General features: G+C 39.1%; 17 protein-coding genes. 1 reads left to right on the forward strand and 16 read right to left on the reverse strand.

Going from position 1 to position 20,683, the window contains the following annotated elements; genetic code table 11:
• Positions 1-88 precede the first annotated feature (88 nt).
• From T543_RS04845 to T543_RS04860, 4 genes are all read right to left on the reverse strand, one after another.
• Positions 89-880, reverse strand: coding sequence for a response regulator (locus tag T543_RS04845; RefSeq protein ID WP_035766192.1), 792 nt, complete (start codon positions 878-880; stop codon positions 89-91).
• A complete protein-coding gene (locus T543_RS15080; RefSeq protein WP_051638543.1) occupies positions 861-2,123 on the reverse strand; it encodes a sensor histidine kinase in 1,263 nt (420 codons plus the stop codon). Before T543_RS15080 ends, T543_RS04845 begins: the two co-directional genes overlap by 20 nt.
• 380 nt (positions 2,124-2,503) lie before the next feature.
• A complete protein-coding gene (locus T543_RS04855) occupies positions 2,504-3,745 on the reverse strand; it encodes a hypothetical protein (protein ID WP_035766194.1) in 1,242 nt (413 codons plus the stop codon).
• 36 nt (positions 3,746-3,781) lie between these two features.
• Positions 3,782-3,970, reverse strand: coding sequence for an Rpo12/RPC10 RNA polymerase subunit family protein (locus T543_RS04860; RefSeq protein WP_035766196.1), 189 nt, complete (start codon positions 3,968-3,970; stop codon positions 3,782-3,784).
• 284 nt (positions 3,971-4,254) lie between these two features.
• Here T543_RS04860 and T543_RS04865 point away from each other — a divergent pair, with 284 nt between their 5' ends.
• Positions 4,255-4,641 (forward strand): hypothetical protein, encoded by a 387-nt coding sequence (locus tag T543_RS04865; RefSeq protein ID WP_035766198.1) that lies wholly within the window; start codon positions 4,255-4,257, stop codon positions 4,639-4,641.
• Here the strand turns inward: T543_RS04865 and T543_RS04870 are convergent.
• The 12 genes from T543_RS04870 to T543_RS04925 all read right to left on the reverse strand — a co-directional run bounded on the left by T543_RS04870 (position 4,636) and on the right by T543_RS04925 (position 20,668).
• Positions 4,636-6,285 (reverse strand): putative polysaccharide biosynthesis protein, encoded by a 1,650-nt coding sequence (locus tag T543_RS04870; protein WP_035766199.1) that lies wholly within the window; start codon positions 6,283-6,285, stop codon positions 4,636-4,638. The two genes, T543_RS04865 and T543_RS04870, sit on opposite strands and share 6 nt — an antisense overlap.
• A gap of 6 nt (positions 6,286-6,291) precedes the next feature.
• A complete protein-coding gene (glgA, locus tag T543_RS04875; protein WP_035766201.1) occupies positions 6,292-7,737 on the reverse strand; it encodes a glycogen synthase GlgA in 1,446 nt (481 codons plus the stop codon).
• A gap of 122 nt (positions 7,738-7,859) precedes the next feature.
• The gene (locus tag T543_RS04880; protein ID WP_242839479.1) at positions 7,860-9,035 is read right to left on the reverse strand and encodes a cobalt-precorrin-5B (C(1))-methyltransferase; all 1,176 of its coding nucleotides are present in this window, start codon (positions 9,033-9,035) and stop codon (positions 7,860-7,862) included.
• Positions 9,036-9,445: 410 nt separating this feature from the next.
• Positions 9,446-10,951 carry a transcription termination factor Rho gene (gene rho, locus T543_RS04885; RefSeq protein WP_035766205.1) on the reverse strand — a complete coding sequence of 502 codons (1,506 nt, stop codon included), beginning with the start codon at positions 10,949-10,951 and terminating at the stop codon, positions 9,446-9,448.
• A gap of 195 nt (positions 10,952-11,146) precedes the next feature.
• The gene (locus T543_RS04890) at positions 11,147-11,449 is read right to left on the reverse strand and encodes a hypothetical protein (RefSeq protein ID WP_035766206.1); all 303 of its coding nucleotides are present in this window, start codon (positions 11,447-11,449) and stop codon (positions 11,147-11,149) included.
• Between the two features lie 63 nt (positions 11,450-11,512).
• A complete protein-coding gene (locus T543_RS04895) occupies positions 11,513-12,430 on the reverse strand; it encodes an SPFH domain-containing protein (protein WP_035766208.1) in 918 nt (305 codons plus the stop codon).
• 14 nt (positions 12,431-12,444) lie between these two features.
• Entirely contained in the window at positions 12,445-12,915 is a 471-nt protein-coding gene (locus tag T543_RS04900; protein ID WP_035766210.1) for an NfeD family protein, read from the reverse strand.
• Between the two features lie 109 nt (positions 12,916-13,024).
• The gene (locus T543_RS04905; RefSeq protein ID WP_035766211.1) at positions 13,025-15,721 is read right to left on the reverse strand and encodes an extracellular solute-binding protein; all 2,697 of its coding nucleotides are present in this window, start codon (positions 15,719-15,721) and stop codon (positions 13,025-13,027) included.
• Positions 15,722-15,744: 23 nt separating this feature from the next.
• Entirely contained in the window at positions 15,745-16,974 is a 1,230-nt protein-coding gene (locus T543_RS04910) for an ABC transporter permease (protein WP_035766212.1), read from the reverse strand.
• Positions 16,971-18,632 carry an efflux RND transporter periplasmic adaptor subunit gene (locus T543_RS04915; RefSeq protein WP_035766213.1) on the reverse strand — a complete coding sequence of 554 codons (1,662 nt, stop codon included), beginning with the start codon at positions 18,630-18,632 and terminating at the stop codon, positions 16,971-16,973. The genes T543_RS04910 and T543_RS04915 overlap by 4 nt, the downstream gene beginning before the upstream one ends.
• A 51-nt stretch (positions 18,633-18,683) precedes the next feature.
• Positions 18,684-19,634 (reverse strand): carbohydrate ABC transporter permease, encoded by a 951-nt coding sequence (locus tag T543_RS04920; RefSeq protein ID WP_242839469.1) that lies wholly within the window; start codon positions 19,632-19,634, stop codon positions 18,684-18,686.
• Positions 19,634-20,668: a carbohydrate ABC transporter permease gene (locus tag T543_RS04925; protein WP_081829943.1), complete on the reverse strand. Its 1,035-nt coding sequence runs from the start codon at positions 20,666-20,668 to the stop codon at positions 19,634-19,636. Before T543_RS04925 ends, T543_RS04920 begins: the two co-directional genes overlap by 1 nt.
• Between the last annotated feature and the right edge of the window lie 15 nt (positions 20,669-20,683).

Here is a 20,683-nt window from a genome sequence, read left to right on the forward strand (position 1 = left end):
TCATCAGCCTTGAGCCAGGTATTTCTCATAGGCACATCTACATCAAGAATCTGCTTGGATAACATTCTTACACCGCTGCCTTCAACTTTTAGTAATCATCAAGAAGCGATGCCTCAGTCAGAGATGCCCAATAATACTGGCTCATATATGTTCCTCTGTATGACTTGACTGCCTCCTCATCACCATCAAGATAATGATACATATCACAATCAATAAGCTCGGGAACGATCCTCATAGCTCCGCTCTTTGTCTCAAGGATTTCACTAACACCGTAGTCCTTAAGCGTATCCTTAAGACTGCGTATGATAACATCCATCTGCTTCTGCATAGCTCTGTCATACATTCCGTCTTCCCAAAGTGCTGAAAAAGCTTCAGCTCTCGTAACAGTGCCGCCTCTGTTATCAATAAGATAAGCCAGAAGTTCCTTGGATTTAGATCTCTTAAAGATTACATTCTCACCATCGACAAAGAGGTCGAAGTTGCCGAATGTCTTTGCAATCACATGATCGGAATTGCCTTCTTTTCTCTCAGAGAGCGCAAATTGAATTTCTTCAAGTAATTTATCTCTGCTGATTGGCTTGAGCAGATATCCTGCCGCATGAATTGAAAAAGCATCGACAGCATAATCAGAATATCCTGTAAGGAAAATAATAGATGTGGCGGGACTAACCTCTTTTATCCTTTCAGCAAGGTCAAGTCCGTTCATATCAGGCATATCAATATCAAGAAGAGCGATCTCGGGCTTATTTTCTTCAAGATACACAAGTGCATCTTTTCCGTTTGAAAAGCCCTTCACTTCATCAAATAATCCAAAATCTTCACACAAAGAAACCGTAAGTTCCAGTATCAGGTTTTCATCATCAACGCATATCAGTTTCATCTTGTTTTTCCCCCACAGGTATCTTAATAACTATAGTCGAACCTTCATCTATAGTGCTATGTACCTCAAGGATTCCTCCACACAAATTGTTTAATCGGTCTTTGATAGTAGTAATGCCGATATGACCTTCACTCTCGTGCTTTACTTTTTCTACATCAAATCCCTTACCATTGTCTTCAATTATCAAAACATGGTAATTATCTTCAAGTTTAGAAGTAATAACAATCAGTCCTTCCTTCCTAATCCTGACACCATGTCTTATCGCATTTTCGACAATTGGCTGCAGAGTAAGCGCAGGAAGCTTGTAATCCTTATCTTCAATATTATACTCTATTTTAATATTTGGGAAACGAATATTTTCTATTTCAGCATAAACTTTTGTATGCTCAAGCTCTTCCTCAAAACTGATCAAATCCTGTTTGTTTAAAGAGCCAATATTGTTTCTTAAATAAGTACCGAATTTTTCGGCCGTTGAAAAGGCTTTCTTTGGATCTTTGAGACACAGCGCCTGTATAGTGGACAGTGTATTATACATAAAATGCGGCTGGATCTGAGACATCATAATAGCTATCTTCTTCTCAGCTTCAACTACCCTGTCATGCTCCCTGACGTACATGATATGGAGCCAGATGTAATAAAACAGGCAGCTCGTAACAACCGTAACTGTCAGATAAGAAATCGGAAGGTCAGCACCTGAAACATAATCCATTATGACTCCGAATATAATTGTACCTGTTATAAAAACCGGCATCAGTGCAACTCTCTTTTGTGATTCGTTATATTTTTTAAAGGCAATATATGCATGCCACGCAAGAAGAATTCCACTGATAACATGTGCGGTAAACCCTAGCGGTCCTCTCACAAAACGATTCTCCTGCGTTATTGTAAACGTAATACCGTTAAAAAATCCAATTACAAATATTACTGTATTTATACCAACTAGGATCCAGGGCTTTTTATCATCAGACAATATCATCATAAATAAAACTATCACAACAGGTCTCATGCAATATAAGATCACGCTCGTGATATTTCTAGCCATATACAGACTCTGTACATATCCGGTATAGCTTTCATATTGTCCCAAAATTATTATCAATAAAATAAGAATGACATTAAAAAATAACACCACCCTGTATTTTTTTTCTATATATTTATCAGCATATATCGCTACCAAAAGTCCAACAAGTTGAAGCAGTAGCGAAGCATTCAGTGCTGCTAATACATGCATACCCTCAGTCATTTCATCCCCTCATTTTTCGCAGTTAAAATAAACACCCTTAAATACAAATATACTGACACATCCCCTTAATAATTGACCTATGAAATGTGTCAGTATATCTTGCGATATATATATTATCTGCCATAACTATCTCCCCCTCAGAAGATGCAGAGCTCTATATATCGCTTGCAATAAATAACATTCTTTTACTATCTCCCCCTCAGAAGATTCAAAACATATTATTTATCGCCTGTATTTAATTAACATTTTAAACTGCCATGTCCAACAAATGTCCAACAAATGTTGCCTTAATACCTCCTTATTCATCAAATATGTGTCATAGTTAGCCTTAATAGTGGTGTTACGAACATTCTTTTTTATATTATTTTTTATAAATATTATTATTTTACTTCAGAAAAAGGTGTAAAATCAAATCTCATGTAGTTCTCTGTCGGCATGAAGAAATTGAAGTCCTCTTCTGAAATACTCTCCCAATTTTCATTCTCTATATCATAGGATACAAACCACGGATTATCCGGATCTGTATACTCATCATACTTAAGTGCCCTCTGCGGCATAAGCTCTGTAGAATTCGGCATTATATCGTATGAAATCCATCCGCTCTCACCGGCACCGCCTGAATACTCATTCGTAATAAATCCATTCTCTTCAGCATAATAGCGGTCTCTCTCGTATCCGGAAACCACATGCTTAGGTTCTCTGTCCACAACTGTATAAATATCATATACAGTTCCTTTCCATTCACCTTCTGCAATCTCTCCGACAAGAAGTTCATCTATGCCATCGTTGTTGGTATCATAGAATACGTATCCGCATTTAGTGAGCGCATCTTCGCTCTGACCGATGACACTATACATTGAACTCATCTCATTATCTTCAAGCTTCTTGGCATCCCATTTTTCTTCAATGGCCTGCACAAATTTGGCAATTACCTCAGGATAAATAGTCTCACCCTTTGCTCCTCTGCCAAATTCAAATTCTCCGCCATCAAGAGGAACGAGAGTTTTGATTATATCGTCAGCCCCTTCATAAAGTCTTGCATAAGATTCCGGCATTTTAACTTCGCCATCTTCGTTTGCCTGAGTGAAATCCCACTGAACATCAGAAGGTAAACTCTTAACTATATCATAAACCTTTCCATCAGAAGATGTAACTTCTCCAACCTTAACGTCCATGCCTCCTGCATAATCTCCGGGATTTTCATATATAAGGACGCTAAAGGCAAATCCGCCAAAATCTTTCTCCTTTGCTTCCTTTTCGAAGATTGAAATCGAATTATCGGTTGCCATTGCAACATATGTGCCTTCAGCTTCTTTCGGAAGTGTAATTGAAAAATATTTATTTGCAAGAACTCCGTTTTCATCAGCTGTGATTTCTACATATTCGTTATCATAGTCAGCATCCTCATTCTGGCTTTCTTCTGATTCTTCAATAAGTGAATCTGTAACTTCACTTGAGCTTTCACTTGTAGAAGCATCTGCCTCCATGGCATCTGTGCTCTCAGAAACTTCTGCCAGGCTCTCTGTCTCATTTGTTACGGTATTTTCTTTGCCTGTACTTCCGCATGCAACTAAGCAAAGTGCAAATCCGGAAAGAATTGAAACCAAAATATTTTTCTTCATTTTTACTCCCCTTTTTAACTGTTGTTTTTTTATTGATCAGCCTGCAAAAATGTTTCTGTATCCGCAAATAGGACATCTTACGCTTGCGGCCTGGCTATTGATATTGATATTCTTCTTGCATTTTCTGCAAGCAACCTTCATAACATGCAGGCTCTTTGTGCCGCCTGTGATTGCATCGAGTTCATCATCTCCCAGAAGTTCCATGTTGATTTTTTCTTTGATCATCGTTATCTCCTCCTCATATTATCACTTTTTTCTTATCTTTATCTGTATTGTACAAGCCCCTGTCCAACAAATGTCCAACAAGCATGTTTATCGGGTTATAAAATGTAATAATCTTAATAATATCTTAACTTGTTTTTGTACATCCTTTATGTTAATATGATTTTCGCAAACAAGAAACGAATTATTCTAAATGCGTTTTTGTTTTGCTTTAAACATCAACATATTTCCATTTATTATTTTTTATATTTTAACCATTAGTTTTTTTCTATATCTATGGAGTTTTTATGTGCAAAAATGTAAGAGATATACTGTCTCGCGAAACAAACAGAACCGGTGAAGAACTATATGACCACATCACTGAAGTAACACGTCTTAAAAACATTGCTTTTGAAAAGGACAAGGTTCTAAGAGAAAAAAGAAAGACCATAAGGCTCATGCGCTACAGCATGTACGAGCTTGAGGAAAGGATAACCAGAAAAAATGAGCTCATAATGAGCATTCAAAAAGAATTATCTGATAAAGACAATCTTATTCTGGAGCAAAAGATCGATCTAACCAAAAAATCCATTCTCATTTCAGAGAAAGATTCCGAAATATTACAATTAAAAAAACTTCTCCTCGAAGCAGATATCGAAATACCCGCAACAAAGAGAAGTATGGTCTTATTATAAAAGTCTGCATTTCGTTAACAGGCCTACTATTTTGCTACCCTTAGGGAACGATAAAAGTTCTTCTTTCGTCACTCCCTTTGTCTTAACCATAAGAACAGCATAAACTATGACTGCAACAAATATAGCTATCGCTACACTTATAAGATTCACAAAGTATTCCCTTTGCAAAACTTTTCCGATCAAAAATGCAAGAAGCTCATATACAAGGAAAGCACTAAGTCCCATGATAGCCGAAGATATGAAGGGTATTACATATAGCCTTTTAATATCCTGCTTTACTCTTATGGCCCTTCCTATCGATAATTCATTGAGCACGCACATTAAAAATGAGTACACTATTGTCGCGATTGCAAGCGCTATATTACTAAGGTCTGTAAACATAAGCAAAGCAACAAGAAGTATTGTCTGAACAACAAGGGCTATTGCGGCATTTATAACAGGTGCATTTACTTTTCCTATACCCTGAAGTATTGCATTACTTACGGTAGAAAGTGAATAAAATATAACTGTAATTGCAAGTATCTGCATAAGCATCGCTGCCTCGGGAAGTGTTGACTTCTGAGGGAATAGCAGCATGATTATCGGCTGCGACAGAGCAAAAAGTCCGGCAGCTGAAGGGATTGCTATCATCATGATCATTCTGTTTACCCTTGCTATAAGGGATGCCGTGACATCAAGTTTTCTCTGCGCATAGTATGTGGAAATACTTGGCATTATCGTAGCAGCTGCTGCAGATGCTATTGCAATAGGAAAATTAGATATCACAAGAGCTTTTCTTGAATATACACCAAATCTTGTAACAACCTCATTATGCGGAATTCCTTTATAGTAAGTCATGATTTTTGAAAACAATGTGGAATTGAGTGTTGTTGAGTAGTTATAAATAAACGTACTTAAGATGATAGGTGTTACTATCATTATGATCAGTTTAAATATTTCCCCATATTCCATGTCTTTATGGCGGTCATGAATAACCTTTCTGTGTATCATGTCCTTATTAAGGTTATATACAAAGAACATGAACAAAAGAGCAATCACAACTCCACTGCCTGTACCAAGTGCGCTTCCTATAGCACCGTACATAGCCCTTTTTGACTCATCACTTCCATTTTTTACTGCAATCGAAACAAGAATCGCTGCAGCACCTACAGAAACAAATGCATTGAGGAACTGCTCTACCAGCTGCGAGACGCTGGTTGGTATCATTGTTCTGTGTGCCTGAAAATAGCCTCTTAAAACTCCAAGAGGCCCGAAAATAAAGATTATCGGTGCAAACACTCTAAGAACGGGTATCGAATAGCCGTCAACCAGAAAGCCCGCTCCAAAGAATACAAATAGACTTCCTATCCCTCCGACTACGCAGACATAAATAAGCGCACAGTGAAATATCCGCTGTGCGTTGCGGTACTCATGTACAGCAAGTCTCTGAGATATGATCTTACTCATAGCAGAGGGAATGCTGTACGATGAGATCAATAATACAATTGTGTAAATATAATACGCTGTGCTGTAGTAACCATTACCTTCATCCCCAATAATGGCTGTCAGCGGAGACGTATATAGCAGGCCGATAACTCTTGATATCATGCCTGCTGTTGCAAGGATTCCTCCCTGCACCAACATACTTTTTTTCTTTTCACTCATAACTAATTAGGGTCTTAACCAATCGTACATCTCCTGATATTTGGAAGCTGAAACTTTCCATGAGAAATTTGCTGCCATTGCACGATCTACCATCTTGTTCCATTCACGCTTCTGATCGTAATATACTCTCTCAGCCTCGCGAACGGTACGCATCATCTCATGCGCATTGTAATTAAGGAATCCAAATCCGGTTCCTGTGCTCTCATACTGATTATAAGGCTCTACAGTATCTGTAAGACCTCCTGTCTGTCTGACGATCGGTATTGAGCCATATCTAAGAGCCATAAGCTGCGATAATCCGCAGGGTTCAAACAGCGACGGCATAAGAAATGCATCCGAAGCTGCATATATCTTATGTGACAAAGGATTGGAGTAATAAATATTCGCAGAAACCTTGTCTGAATATTTCCAAGCAAAGTGTCTGAACATATTTTCATACTGCTCTTCACCTGTGCCAAGTACAACTATCTGAATAGCATCCTGGCAAAGCTCATCAAGAACATAAGCAATAAGATCGAATCCCTTCTGATCGGTCAGTCTTGAAATAATACCGATCATCATTGTCTTGTCGTCCTCGGGAAGACCAAGTTCTTTCTGAAGCGCTCTCTTGTTTTTAGCCTTTTCCTTGCGGAAATTGATAGCATTGTAAGGATTGGTGAGGAATCTGTCTGTCTCCGGATTAAATTCCGTATAATCGATACCGTTAACAATTCCTCTAAGATCATTACTTCTTGCTCTGAGAAGTCCGTCAAGTCCTTCTCCGTAGAAATCTGTCTTGATTTCTTCTGCGTAGGTGCTGCTTACAGTTGTAATAGCATCTGCGTATACAATACCTCCCTTAAGAAGGTTTGCATCCTTGTAATAACCAAGCTTATCCGGCGTAAAGTAATAATCCGGAAGTCCTGTAATGTCCTGAACATCCTTCGCATCCCATTTTCCCTGGAACTTAAGGTTATGAATAGTCATTATCGACTTGATGCCTCTGAAAAATTCATTCCCCTGAAATCTTTCCTTCAAATAAACGGGAATAAGACCGGTCTGCCAGTCATGGCAGTGTATGATATCAGGTCTAAAGCCTATTACAGGAAGTATTGAAAGAGCAGCTTTACTAAAGAATGCGAATTTCTCGATCTCCCATATAACATCTCCGCCATAAGGAGCAAAGCCGCCAAAGAAATACTCATTATCAATAAAGTAATATTTTATCCCATCAACTTCTGCATAGAAGATACCGACATATTCATTCTTCCAATGAAAATCCATGTAGAAATTGGACACATATTCAAGCTTATCCTTCATTTCCTGAGACATACATGTGTACTTGGGAAGAATAACTCTCACATCAAAATATTTTGAATCTATTTCCTTGGGAAGAGAGCCGACTACGTCTGCAAGTCCCCCTGTTTTGATAAAGGGTACGCCCTCTGATGCCACAAATAGAATGTTCTTCATTAAAGAAACCTCCGTCATAAGTTTTTTTTGCAAAATGATGAAGCTTATATATTTTTATGATGATACGAATTGCTTCGTTTCTCTTAAAACTCTTGCAATTCTTCATTATTATATCATAATTTTCACTGTTTGATTGACAATGCAAACTGTTCTCTGCTTACTGCAGCCATCACATTACTTATATCCGGTGTCTGCCCGAGTATGCCGTAGTTATAATGTATCGGGATAACTCCGAATTTCATGGGTCTTCCGCCTATTCTGTTTCTGACATAATCGCCTATCTTATAGCACACACTTCTTAGAACAGCATCCCTAAGTCCCCATTCGGTAAGCTTTGAAAGCATCTGCTCTGTAGTTGCAATATCCTGAATGATCCTCGCCTGGGAAATCGTTCCGCCTGCAAGAACTGTATGAAGTGATAGCACTTCTCTTCTTCCATCAGCATTCCACGTATGAGTATCCATGATCCCTGCTGCAAGTCTTATTATCTTTGAAGCATTGCCAACAAGAAGGAAATTCTCCATTCCGACTGTTGCGGCCATATCAATGGTATCTCCAAGATAATTCCTGCATCTTATTATATGAGCCATGGAAATATGCGTAGCATCCTGGATATATTTGTGTCCCGAATTACCGGGAACAGCTAGCACGTGTCTTATGCCGCTTTCATACTGCTCTTCTATTGTTTTTGCAATTTCTATAAGAATATCATTTTGCGATGTAGGTACTATATTCCCCATACAGCCTGTGATAGTTGCCAAAGCAGGTCTTTGGTTTATTGACGCGCAGGATAAAGTTATCTTAAGCAGCGGCATAACATCAGCGAAATGAAGGACATCGGCAGCAGCCTGGAAAATAAGAGTTCTTGCCTTCTTATCGATTGCAGGATACATAAAAGGTCCGATATCGCTTCCTTCCGGGTTTCTTGCTATACTGTCATCGCCGTCAAGATACAGATTAATATACTCCGGCACAATAAAGAGTTTATCCGGAATATCGGAAAGTCTTCTTACACGTTCTACAACAGCATGTATTTCTGAAATACCGTTAAGACCGGGGACTGATGAATTGCCGATCGAAACTGCAAATTCACGTAAAAACGTGCTTTCCGGATGTGGAATCTGCCTTACCGGAATAGAAATCAACTTGTCATCTTCAGTGTGGAAATCAACGCTTTCGTAATCAATTTTAAGCAATAGCGAAGCTGCTGCAGCCTTGGTAGCTGCGGCTGCTAAAGCGCCGGCAGAAATACCTGCGATGTATGAAATATGGTTTAAATTTCTCTGTATATTTGGCACTGTATTCAAAACAGTTCCTCCTTGGAAATTTACTGATTATAGTATATCACAATTGCTGGCAGATGCGACTATATCGCTAAAATCTTTTGATTAATATATCGTTAAAATTACATTGGTTTTTCTTTATTTCGTATTCTATTAGATATAATTTCGAATTATTTTATATTTACTTTATGGTTTGTCCATATTCTGTACAAATTTACTCTTTAATATAAATGTTAACAGGAGTTAGAACTTCTGACTCCCCCAACAAAAACTTTTTTCATACCGGGTTGTCCGGTTCCCCACTGGACAACCCCTCCTCCCAAAATTTCAGGATGGTGTTTACACCATCCTTTATTTTTGCCCTAAAAATGAAAGCCGGTTCAGATTTTATTCTGATCCGGCTTTAATAATTTCTATTTCTATTATCAATATCTCATCATGGTTTTTTCTACCATTCTGACAAATTCCTGATTGTTTCTGGTCTTAGAGAACATATTGATGCACTGATCAACAGCCTCATCTGCCTTCATGCCGTTAAAGCCTTTTCTAAGAGCATTAACTGCAGCAAGCTCGTCATTGTTAAGAAGAAGATCTTCTCTTCTGGTGCTTGACTTAGGAATATTGATAGCAGGGAATATTCTCTTCTCCTGCAGCTTTCTGTCAAGAACCATTTCCATGTTACCTGTACCCTTGAATTCCTCATAGATAACATCATCCATCTTGGAACCTGTTTCAATAAGTGCTGTAGCAAGGATTGTAAGGCTTCCGCCCTCCTTCATATTTCTGGCAGCGCCAAAGAAACGCTTAGGCATATGGAGAGCTGCAGGATCAAGACCACCTGAAAGTGTTCTTCCTGACGGAGGAACAACGATGTTATAAGCTCTTGTAAGTCTGGTTATTGAATCAAGAAGTATCATTACGTCCTTGTTATGTTCAACAAGTCTCTTTGCTCTCTCGATAACCATCTCAGATACTCTCTTGTGATGCTCAGGAAGCTCATCAAATGTTGAGTAAATAACCTCAGCATTAGGTCCTTCGATGCATTCCTTGATATCTGTTACTTCCTCGGGTCTTTCATCAATGAGAAGAACGATGAGGTGAATATCAGGGTTATTTCTCTTAACTGATTTAGCCACTTCCTTCAAAAGTGTTGTCTTACCTGCCTTCGGAGGAGAAACGATCATTCCACGCTGTCCCTTACCGATAGGTGAGATAAGATCCATGATTCTCATGGCAACTGTAGCTCCGGGATATTCAAGCACCAGGTGATTGTTAGGGAAAATAGGAGTCATATTCTCAAAATTCCATCTTCCCTGTGCAATTTCAGGCTTGTATCCGTTAACACTCTTAAGGATCTCAAGAGCTCCGAACTTATCATTTTCTTTCTTCTGACGGCTTATTCCGTTGAGAATATCACCGGTTTTCAAATTATATTTTCTGATCATTCCTGGTGCAACATACACATCGTTTTCACCGGGAAGATAATTCTCGCATCTGATGAATCCGAATCCATCCTGCATAACTTCAAGTATTCCGTTAGCTTCAAGACCGGTTGCTTCAATTTCCTCCTCAGTCATTTCCTTGGAGGGCTCACTATCAGAAGGCGCCTGTGCTTTTGCAGCCTGAGCTTTGGAAGGCTGTGCTTTTGCGGGCTGCGCTTTTGCAACATGTGCTTTAGCCTGCTGTCCTTTGCTTCCTTCACCTTCAGTAATAACAACCTTTTTCTTTGTTGTCTTCTTCTCTTCTTTTGCTTCTGAAGTTGCCTTTTTTTCAGTTTTCTGCTCTTTAACAGCCTTTCTCTGCTCTTCATCAAGTGCAAGAAGAGCTTCTATAAGGTCTGATTTTTTCATGGTTGTAACGCTTTTAATGCCATTTTGCTTTGCAAGGTCGCGTAATGAACTTAATGTTAATGTCTCGAGTTTTTCTCTCATTTAAATCCTTTCCGTAAAAAATAAAAACATTTTTAATTTATGTTAAGTGGAAAATTATGTTGACAGTAATGAAAACATTACATATACAGTATTTGATTGGTCAAGACTACTTTTGTATAGCCAAAATGAAATCTGACTAAAAGAACATTACACCATTCGAGATATTAAATCAACAAAAAAATTAAAATTAATAAATTATTCAGAAATTGCTTTGCTGCTATCTATCATTATATCTATAGCTTCCATCGCCACTTCATAAAGTGTGGCCATCTGCTTTGCACCCTCATCATCCATTTCAGCAAGCTTGTTGTATTGTGAGGTGAAATAATTCTTTGCCTGGATAACAGTGGCGCTGCTTATTACACGGCCGTTACTGACAATAGTACCGGTCTCAGCATTGTATCTTCCTGTTGCGGTTTTAAGCTTCTGAGCATCACCCATACCCATTGATTGTGCAAGTGAATGTATAAGCGCTTCTCTTCCTTTGTTATCAGCCATTTTTTCTCCTATTATCCCCGCCGGCAAAAACCGGCAGGGACGTATTTGTTCTAAAATTATTTTTTAGTTCTTTACAACTTCTTTTATTGACTCTGCAAGACCTGCTACACCTGCGATAGAACTGGGAACAATGATCTTGGTAGCCTGTCCGTTTGCAGCCTTTTCAAATGCTTCAAGGCTCTTGATAGTAAGAACTGATTCGTCAGCCCCTGCTTCTTTAAGCATTGCAATACCGTCTGCATTAGCCTTCTGGACACTTCTGATAGCTTCTGCTCTACCTTCAGCTTCTCTGATCTGCTTTTCCTTCTCAGCTTCTGCTTTAAGGATTGTAGCCTGCTTATCAGCTTCAGCCTGAAGAATCTTACTCTGCTTCTCACCTTCTGCAACTGTGATAGCTGACTGCTTCTCACCTTCAGCGAAGAGGATCTTTTCTCTCTTTTCACGTTCAGCCTTCATCTGCTTCTCCATGGCATCTCTTATCTGCTCCGGAGGATTGATGTTTTTAAGCTCAACACGAGTGATCTTGATACCCCAGGGATCGGTTGCAATATCAAGTGCATCCTGCATCTGAGCATTGATCTGATCTCTGCTTGTAAGTGTTTCATCAAGTGTCATTGAACCGATAACGTTACGAAGTGTTGTAGCTGTAAGGTTCTCAATAGCACCTATAGGATTGCGAACACCATAGGTATATGCCTTGGGATCTGATATTCTGAAGAATACGATTGAGTCGATCTGCATTGTAACATTATCCTGAGTAATAACAGGCTGAGGCGGGAAGTCACAATACTGTTCCTTTAAATCAACCTTTCTGGCTACTCTGTCAAGGAAAGGGACCATAAAATGAAGACCAACATCCCATGTTTCCTTATATGCGCCGAGTCTCTCAACAATGAATGAGTGAGCCTGCGGTACGATCTTGATATTCATTGCTATCAAGACAAGAATTAAAACTAATACAACTACTATAGCGATTTCCATACTGATTCCTCCGTTTAAATATTATTTGTATTTATCTTATCGCGCTCAACAATTAGTCTGTTTCCCTCAACCTTGCTGATTACGACTGTTTCACCGGCTGCAATATCTTCGCCGGATAAAGACCTGAGATTCCAGGTTGTGCCATCAATATTTGCACTACCGGTTTCTTTTATGTTGTTGACCTCTTTATTAACGATCACTTTTCTTCCTATCATAGAATCTATGTTGGTTTTAGTGATCCTGTTATTTAGGTATTTAAGTGAAAAAGGTCTGACAAGAACAAGTGTCAGAATTGAAACAATAAAAAATACAACTACCTGGATTCCCAGTGAAAATCCAAGCATTGCCATAAAGCATGCACACAGACAGCCGATCGCAAACCATATCGTGGAAAGCCCCATGGTAAGTAGCTCTATAAGAGCAAGAATAATCGTAAGAATGATCCAAAATAAAACAGGTGCAAAACCGAAAATACTCTGAGTCATACTGTTTTTCCCTCCCTTAATAGAATTATACTCCAAATGATTTTTATTTTCTCTATTATTTAGATTTCCCACCACAAAAATGTGATGGGAAACCTAAGAATTTATATTATCAGCTTATTTCATTAACATAGATCTGAACACGGCTCTGAATGATGTCAGCTACTTCCTTGGCTGTCTTTTGTCCTGAGAAGTAAGCTGCTGACTCTTCGGAAATAATGTTTGATACTTCGTCATTATAGCTTCCGACCTGAGTTACACTGGCAAGATAATCAAGAACTTCCTTGACTTCTTCATCTGTAACAGGATCGATGATGATCTCTGAATCGCCGATGTAGTAAGTGTCATCATACTCAACTTCCTTACCTGTTTCATCGATGTATACAGGCTTTTTCTTTGCCTGCTCAGCAAGCTTGTTGATCTGATCCATAGATACAGGCCAGTAACCGTCGATAGTGCTCTGATACTCATCTGTGAGGAAGTATCTCATAAACTGCCAGCATCCGTCTTTAACTTTTGAAGATGAGCTCATTGAAAGCTGGATACTGGGTGAAAGACATGCACCACTTCCGTTGTCTGAAGGGAATCCAACAAATGAGATATCCTTTCCAAACTTACCCTTCTTTTCATAGTTGTAATCCTGGAAGGAAGTTAAGTATACACGTGAAGCGATAGCTTTTCCTTCTCTCCAAAATGCTGACTCATCTGTTTCGTAGTCCTCCTCAGAAAGGTCCTGAGGGAATTCGTTGATAAACTCAAGCAGATGGCTGAATGCATCAGAATCATAACTGCATGAAAGTGTATCCCAGTCGATGAACTGTGAACCTGCAAGTGAAAGAGCCATATCATAGAGTTCATCCCTTGCAAGAGTTCCGAAAACATACTTGTAATCAATATTCTTCTGCTTGATAAGAGCTTCAAGCTCATCAATAGTCCATGTATAATCGTCTTTTCCTACATCCTCTGTAGCAGCTACTACTGTTTCTACAGTGAATGAAGGTACTATCTTGTACATCTTTCCATCTGTCTTAAATGCATCCATCGTTGAGATGAATTCTTTCTTTCCAAGTTCCTCATCATTGTTGAAGTAATCAGTCAGATCTTCAAAAAGTCCCTTGGCGATATAACTATCTACAGGCATGTCTGTATCAAGAACAAGAATGTCAGGTGCATTTGCAGAAACTATATCTGTGTTAAGCTTGTTTGCGCCTGCAAGATCGTCGTCATCAGTCTCATAATCAGAATAGTCTGTTATAACAATACGATATTCATCGCTTGCCTTGTTGAATTTTACAACATGTGATCTGACATCATAGTCGATGTAATTACATCCAAGAGTGATTATCTGCTTATCCTTAACATCCTTAGGATCAACCTTGGTAAGAAGTGCAAGTGTAAATCCTACATCCTCTGAAGGAAGAAGTGCAAATATCTCTGTTTCTGATACGCAAACCATCTGGTAGAGACCGCTTGCATCGATATCAGAATCGATGAAGTTAAGAAGCATTGTAGGCTCTGCATCTCCTACGTTATATCCGTAAATAGCCTCAGTTCCTACAAGAGTATAATCATAAGCTATTCCGGGATATACTGTATATTCATAAGCTTCAACAGTAGCTCCTTCTATAATTGAAATAGTTCCTGCATCAGGATCAACAGTATAGAAGTTAATTGTTTCTCCATCATTTGTTGAAGCTGCAAGCTCGCCGTTTTTAACATTATATACAAACATTGATGCAGGGTATTCTGAGTTTTCCTGCTCTAAAGCAATATCCTTGATATGGCTTCCGTCATCAAGACTGTACTGATGGATACCTGAATCATTAGCAATGAAAAGACCTTTGCCATCAATAATTGCAAGAGAACTTACATAGAAATACTCATCAGCGCTAACTTCGATTTCAGTTCTGAAAGCTTCGCTTCCATCAGCATTTCTCTTAACAATATAATATTTGTCGGCCTCCATCTCACTCATAACAGGCTCACCTTCAAATGAGCTATCATCTGAGATTCCTGCGTCCTCATTATCCATGCTGACATTTACTTCATCTGATGAATCTTCAGTATCTCCAACGACAGATTCTGAATCTTCCTCTGTGTCTGCTGTTTCTACATCAGCCTCTGCAACATCAAACTCGGCTGTAAGAGGCTTTGGTGCTTCGGGCTTATCTTTACCGCCCTCAGAATCACTATCTGATTCAAATGCTGGCTCTGAGAAGCTTTCATCTGTCGCAGCTTCTGAATCAGTAGCTTCTGAATCAGTAGCTTCTGAATCGGTAGCTTCTTCTGAATCTGTAGCTTCCGCAGAAGTATTCTCTGCACCTTCTGTGCTATCTTCTTCTCCGGAGACAACTTCCACATCATCACCTACAAGGTCTGATATATCAATCTCACCATCTTCTAAACCAGCATCCATGCCGGCATACTCTACTTCTACGTCATAAATAGTGCCGTCTTCAGTGATCCCAATCTCCATTATATTGGAGTTTTCACTTGTGGGAATGTTTATGGTCTGAACATCAGAACCATCCTTGTTAAAGGTATAAATGGCTGTATCAATAGATTCCTCGCTATAAGTATAGCCGACAGCATAGAGTCTGTCGCCGTATTTACCAAGTCTGCTCAGTGATGTTGTGTCAACACCGCTGCCAAGATCCAGATCAGTTTCCTTGTACACATAGTCTTTTGAATTATGTGTGCTCTTAGCAGAATCTGAATCCGCGCTCTTTTTTCCACAAGCAGCCATTGAAATAGCCATAACCGCTGCAAGTGTAATACTCAGCATCCTCTTCAAATAAATTCTTTTCATAAAGATCCTCCAATTTCGTGAAACTAAAAATACTTCCACTTTTTGTTGTGTCTTGCAATATTTGATTCAACATCATATTTCCAGTCCAGAAACTTCTGAACAAGTCCGCCTACAGTCCACTTTCTGTGTCTATAGCTCTGAACAACGAAATATGCAACCATTATGGCCGCAATTATTGCACAGACAATTTGAATAAGTAGCAATACTGCCATTATATTTTCAAATACTCTGGCATTATTCTCCCAATAAGGATAAATTACAGGTTTAAGCTGCATACTCCTTAAGTAGAATTTGCCAAGAATATCTAAAAGCCTGAAATTATCAAACCTTGCTGAATTATCAACTACCTCTGCAAGGTTCGTATTTAATCCCAGTTTATCTATAAGAAAGTTTTTAGCATAGTTATCTACAGGGTTGGGCATAACTATTTCCATACAGATAATGCCCTTTGCATCGGTATTTACATCCGTAGATCCGTTTTCACCTTCATCATCTGAACTTGAAGATACACTCATAGAGCCAAGGTTTCCGTTTGTAGCAAGAACCGAAGCATCTACCTGTCCGTAGGTTGCAAGTGACTCAAATGAACAATAAATAGTAGGGAAATTAAGTCCCGCAGCCTTAACATATTTGCCGGAGTCTCTCTTTACGACACCTGAAATGTAATGAGGAACGCCGTTTAGAGTTATCTGCTGACCGATAATGTCATTCGAACCAAAAAGCTGCCATGCGAGCTCTTCATCAACGATGACATAGTCCTTCATGACTGTATTGCCCGGAATGTAATTGCCTGAAACAAGAGTCATGGGATGGAAATCAAAAAAGTTTCCGCCGATTCCAATAGCTACCGCATCGACAGATCTTCTGTCTTTGGAAACAGTGATGCTTCCCATAGCACTGAAACAGTCATCCCAAAGGGCAGTACCATCAGCCTTTGATGCATCTGCCTCCTGATAGCCGTCAGCGATAAGTCCCTTATTCAGATTATATTCATACTCAGTTATTTTGTCCTGAGATATACCGCTTTCTTCACTAAAGAAGATACTGACCTGTCCATATCTTGTTTCATCGGAGGACCATCTTTCTCCTGCACTCTGATCATAAAGTGTATCAAGAAGAAGTCCTTTGTATACGTTTATTCCCATTATGATGAGAATAAGCGCAAAGATAATGACAAAATATATAACGGATCTAAGCTTTATACTTCTTAGTTTTTTTATAAATTTGTTTCTTATTTTTTCCAGTTTACTCATTGATTATTTGCCAGTCTCACCTGATTTCCTGCATTTACAGGATTTGTTGCCGTTGTAATTACATATTCATCACCTTCAAGACTTCCGGTGATAGCAGCTGTTGTATCATCAGATGCAACAACTTCTACATCAACACGTGTAGCAATGTATCTGTTGCCCAGAGGTGAAGACTTGGATTTTACAATAAGTATAAATTTACCATTACTATCAGTTCTTATAGCACCGGCAGGAACTGTAAGGTCATATTCTTCTGACTTCTGTCCGATCTGAAGACTGACAGACTGACCTGCCTGAACTTCGGGACTCTTTATTACAAAAGTAAGAAGCTTCTTGGTGTTAGGATTCTGTGTATCTGTGGTAATAGACTTAAGAGTAGCCTTAAAGTCTGTGTAATACCATGCATTCTGAGGCTCAGCAGGATCTCCGACCTTTAAGTTTTTAGCCTGATCGATAGTTACTGAGAAGCTTGTAACCATATCCTTGCCGTCAACCTGGATAACTGCAACAGCTTCCTCCGGATTGGTTGATTCACCTGCCTTAAGAGCAAGTGAAGTAACTGTACCTGCAACGGGAGCTTCAATCTTACCACCGGTTGATTCAGCAACGAGCTTATCAACTGTCTTCTGCTGTTCAGCTATATCGTCTCTCTGATTGCAAAGCTCGATCTCCTTGCCGATTTCTGTAAGGAGTTCTGTTCTGTCATTGGTTGCATCTTCAAGCTCGGCTGCTGTCTTATTTTTAGTATCCTGAAGAGAAGCAAGCTGTCTTGTAAAATCATTATCTACCTGACCTGCCTGTGTCGTTACCTGGCTTGTGTCCTTTGTATTTGAAGCCTGAGCTATCTCAAGCTGTGTCTTTTCATCGTTAAACTGATCAATCTGTGCAGATGCTGTTTCATACTGAAGACTGGCCTGTTGATAATTTTTATTCTTTTGGTAATTTGAAGGATGAGCAGTTTTTAGTTCATCCATTCTCTCCTTGGCACTTGTCTGAGAATTAGTAGCTTCCTCGATAAGCTCTCCAAGTTCAGCGAGTCTGTATGTGATCTCAGCATCAGTATAACTGGGTGTTGCTTCATCATAATTATACTGAGCAGCTGTATATGCCTGTGACTGTGTAAGTTCATCTATCTGTGCCTGAACTGCAAGGTCAGCATCTTTTGCTGCATTGTATCTATCGGTAGCTTCTTTAAGCTTTGCCTGATACTGATCGAAAGTAGTTGTTTTTCCCTGTCTGATCCTTGTTATAGTCTCATCCTTGAGGTCTCCTGAGAAAAGGCTTGTCTCGTAAGCCTGTGTAAGTTCCTCAAGTTTTGTCTTTGCATCGGTAAGTTCTGTTGACTCTTTATCCTCAAGATTATAAAGAATATCGCCCTTTTCAACATGGTCTCCCTCTGCTACGGCAACGCTCTGGATAACTCTCTCCTGCGTAACCTTTACGTTATAGGGGCTCTCTGCCTCTACAGTACCGGTTCCTCTGATCATAGGAGAAATCGATCCGGAATTAATCTGCTGAATTGCAACTTCCGGCAATGAATAGTTCATGATCGTATTGGAGAAAAATGTAAGCAATAAAAGGATTGTAAGGAATGCAATCGCAATATCCTTGATAATATCCTTTCTGGTCTTTTGTCTCCTCTGGTTTGTTACTTCTGACATACCTTTTTTCCTCTTCCCTTTAGTACTACTAAAATATAATCTCTATAATAATCAGCCTTTAAGTCCACCCTGATATGAAATACCTTCTACAAGGTACTCTTCTCCATATAGGAATATTAAAAGCGGTGGAACAAGATAAATAACTGCAACTGCAAAAGCAAGGCTTATCTCACCGGCATTTATCTTAGAAAGAAATACCGACAGCGGATGAAGCTCATCATTGGACAATAGGATAAGCGGCTGCTCAACCATGTTCCAATAATCTATAAATACAAGAATCGCGATGGAAATAAGTCCGCTCTTACAAAGCGGTACGCAAATCTTGGTAAATATCTGCCACTCACCTGCCCCGTCTATCGAAGCAGCTTCCATTACTTCAGTTGGAATCCTTCGTATAAATTTAGTAAGAAGATATACGGCAAAGGGTGAAAAGAATCCCGGAAGCCATATAGCCCATCTCGTATCCAGAATTCCAAGCTTTGATGCAACAAGGTAATTTGGAACAAGCGTTACCTGATAAGGCATCAGCATCAAAATAATATATATGAAGAATATTATTTCTCTAACTTTTCCATGATATCTTGCAAATCCATAGGACGCAAGCATCGCAACCATGAGCTGAACCGCAAGAATAGGCACTACGTAGATCACACTGTTCCAGAATTTCACAAGGTAATCAGGTGACTTAAGGAGTACCGTAAAATACTGGTTAAATGATACGATATCCGGAATAAATTTCAGATTTACTGTCTTTGATACAAAGACCTTTCCGCCTGATTCAGTGGTCTGAAAAACTGCGCCGTAGTTGGCACTTATCTCAGATGCACTCATAAATGAATTAGTAATTGTAAGTACGGTGGGCAGAAGGAACAAAAATGCAAATACTGCAGCAATTATTGTACCGATGATTATCCCAAACTTATTTATTCTCTTTTTTCTGTGTGCCCTTTTGATCGCAGACTTCAAAAACTTGTCCTGATCGGGCAACTTCATTCTCCCCATTATCCCTCTATGTCCTTCCCGTAACGGTTTTCTGTCAGGAACATAATAAGCATTAAAACTACAATGACCATCGCCATCATGATAGCTGAAGCAGAAAGCTTCTGATAGTCAACCGAAGCAAATGTATTGTTCATGAAATGCTGCATCATATACAGCGTGTTATACGGATAGTCTCCTGTAAGCAGATATATCTCTCTGAAAACCTTGAACGAATTTATAAGAGACATAATTGTAACAAACAAAATTGTTGAAGAAAGATATCTCATCTTTATCGTCCAGAAAATCTGCCTCTCCGAAGCACTCTCAAGCCTTGCAACTTCAATAAGGTCCTTTGGCACACTTGAAAGAGCCGCCATAAATAAAATCATATTATAACCCAGATTTTTCCACAAAAAAAGAATTACAACAACAACCTGGGCATGATCTGATTTCAGCCAGTCTGTTTTTGCACCGCCAAAAAACGTATATACGACATTAACAAGTCCGTTATAGTCAAAAAGCACCTGCCAGATAAGGACAATAGATGCGATAGGCACCATCATCGGGCTAAGGAAACAGCTTCTGAACTGGCTCTTAAAAGGTATTCCCGACTCCATTACAACAGCAAGAAGGAGCGACAAGCTAACAGCAAGCGGCACAGCTACAGCAGAAAACTTAAGTGTATTCATTGCAGCAAGCCTGAATGCATTATTGTTGAATACTCTTTCAAAATTGTAGAATCCTATAAACTCTTTTTGAATCGGGTTGTTAACAAGCGAATAATAAATAACCACTATAAAAGGTACTACAAGGAATGTCAGAACACCTGCAAGAGAAGGAGTCAAAAAAAGCCAGGACGTGACTGTTTCCCTTATATGCTTTTTAAACTGTTTCTTCTCTTTATGGGAAAACTGGTTTCCCAAAGGTACCCTTTTTACAGGTGATGTTCCTGATTTTTCTATTTCTGCTTTTTGTGTTGCATTCTGCCTTAAAAGCCTATTAACTTTTTCTTTTGTGCCGGATATTTTATCCAGGGCATCAGACACTTTTTTCATAAAAAACTCTTTACT

Origin of the sequence: Butyrivibrio sp. NC2002, from assembly GCF_000702265.1 — a bacterium.
Taxonomy (GTDB): Bacteria; Bacillota; Clostridia; order Lachnospirales; family Lachnospiraceae; genus Butyrivibrio.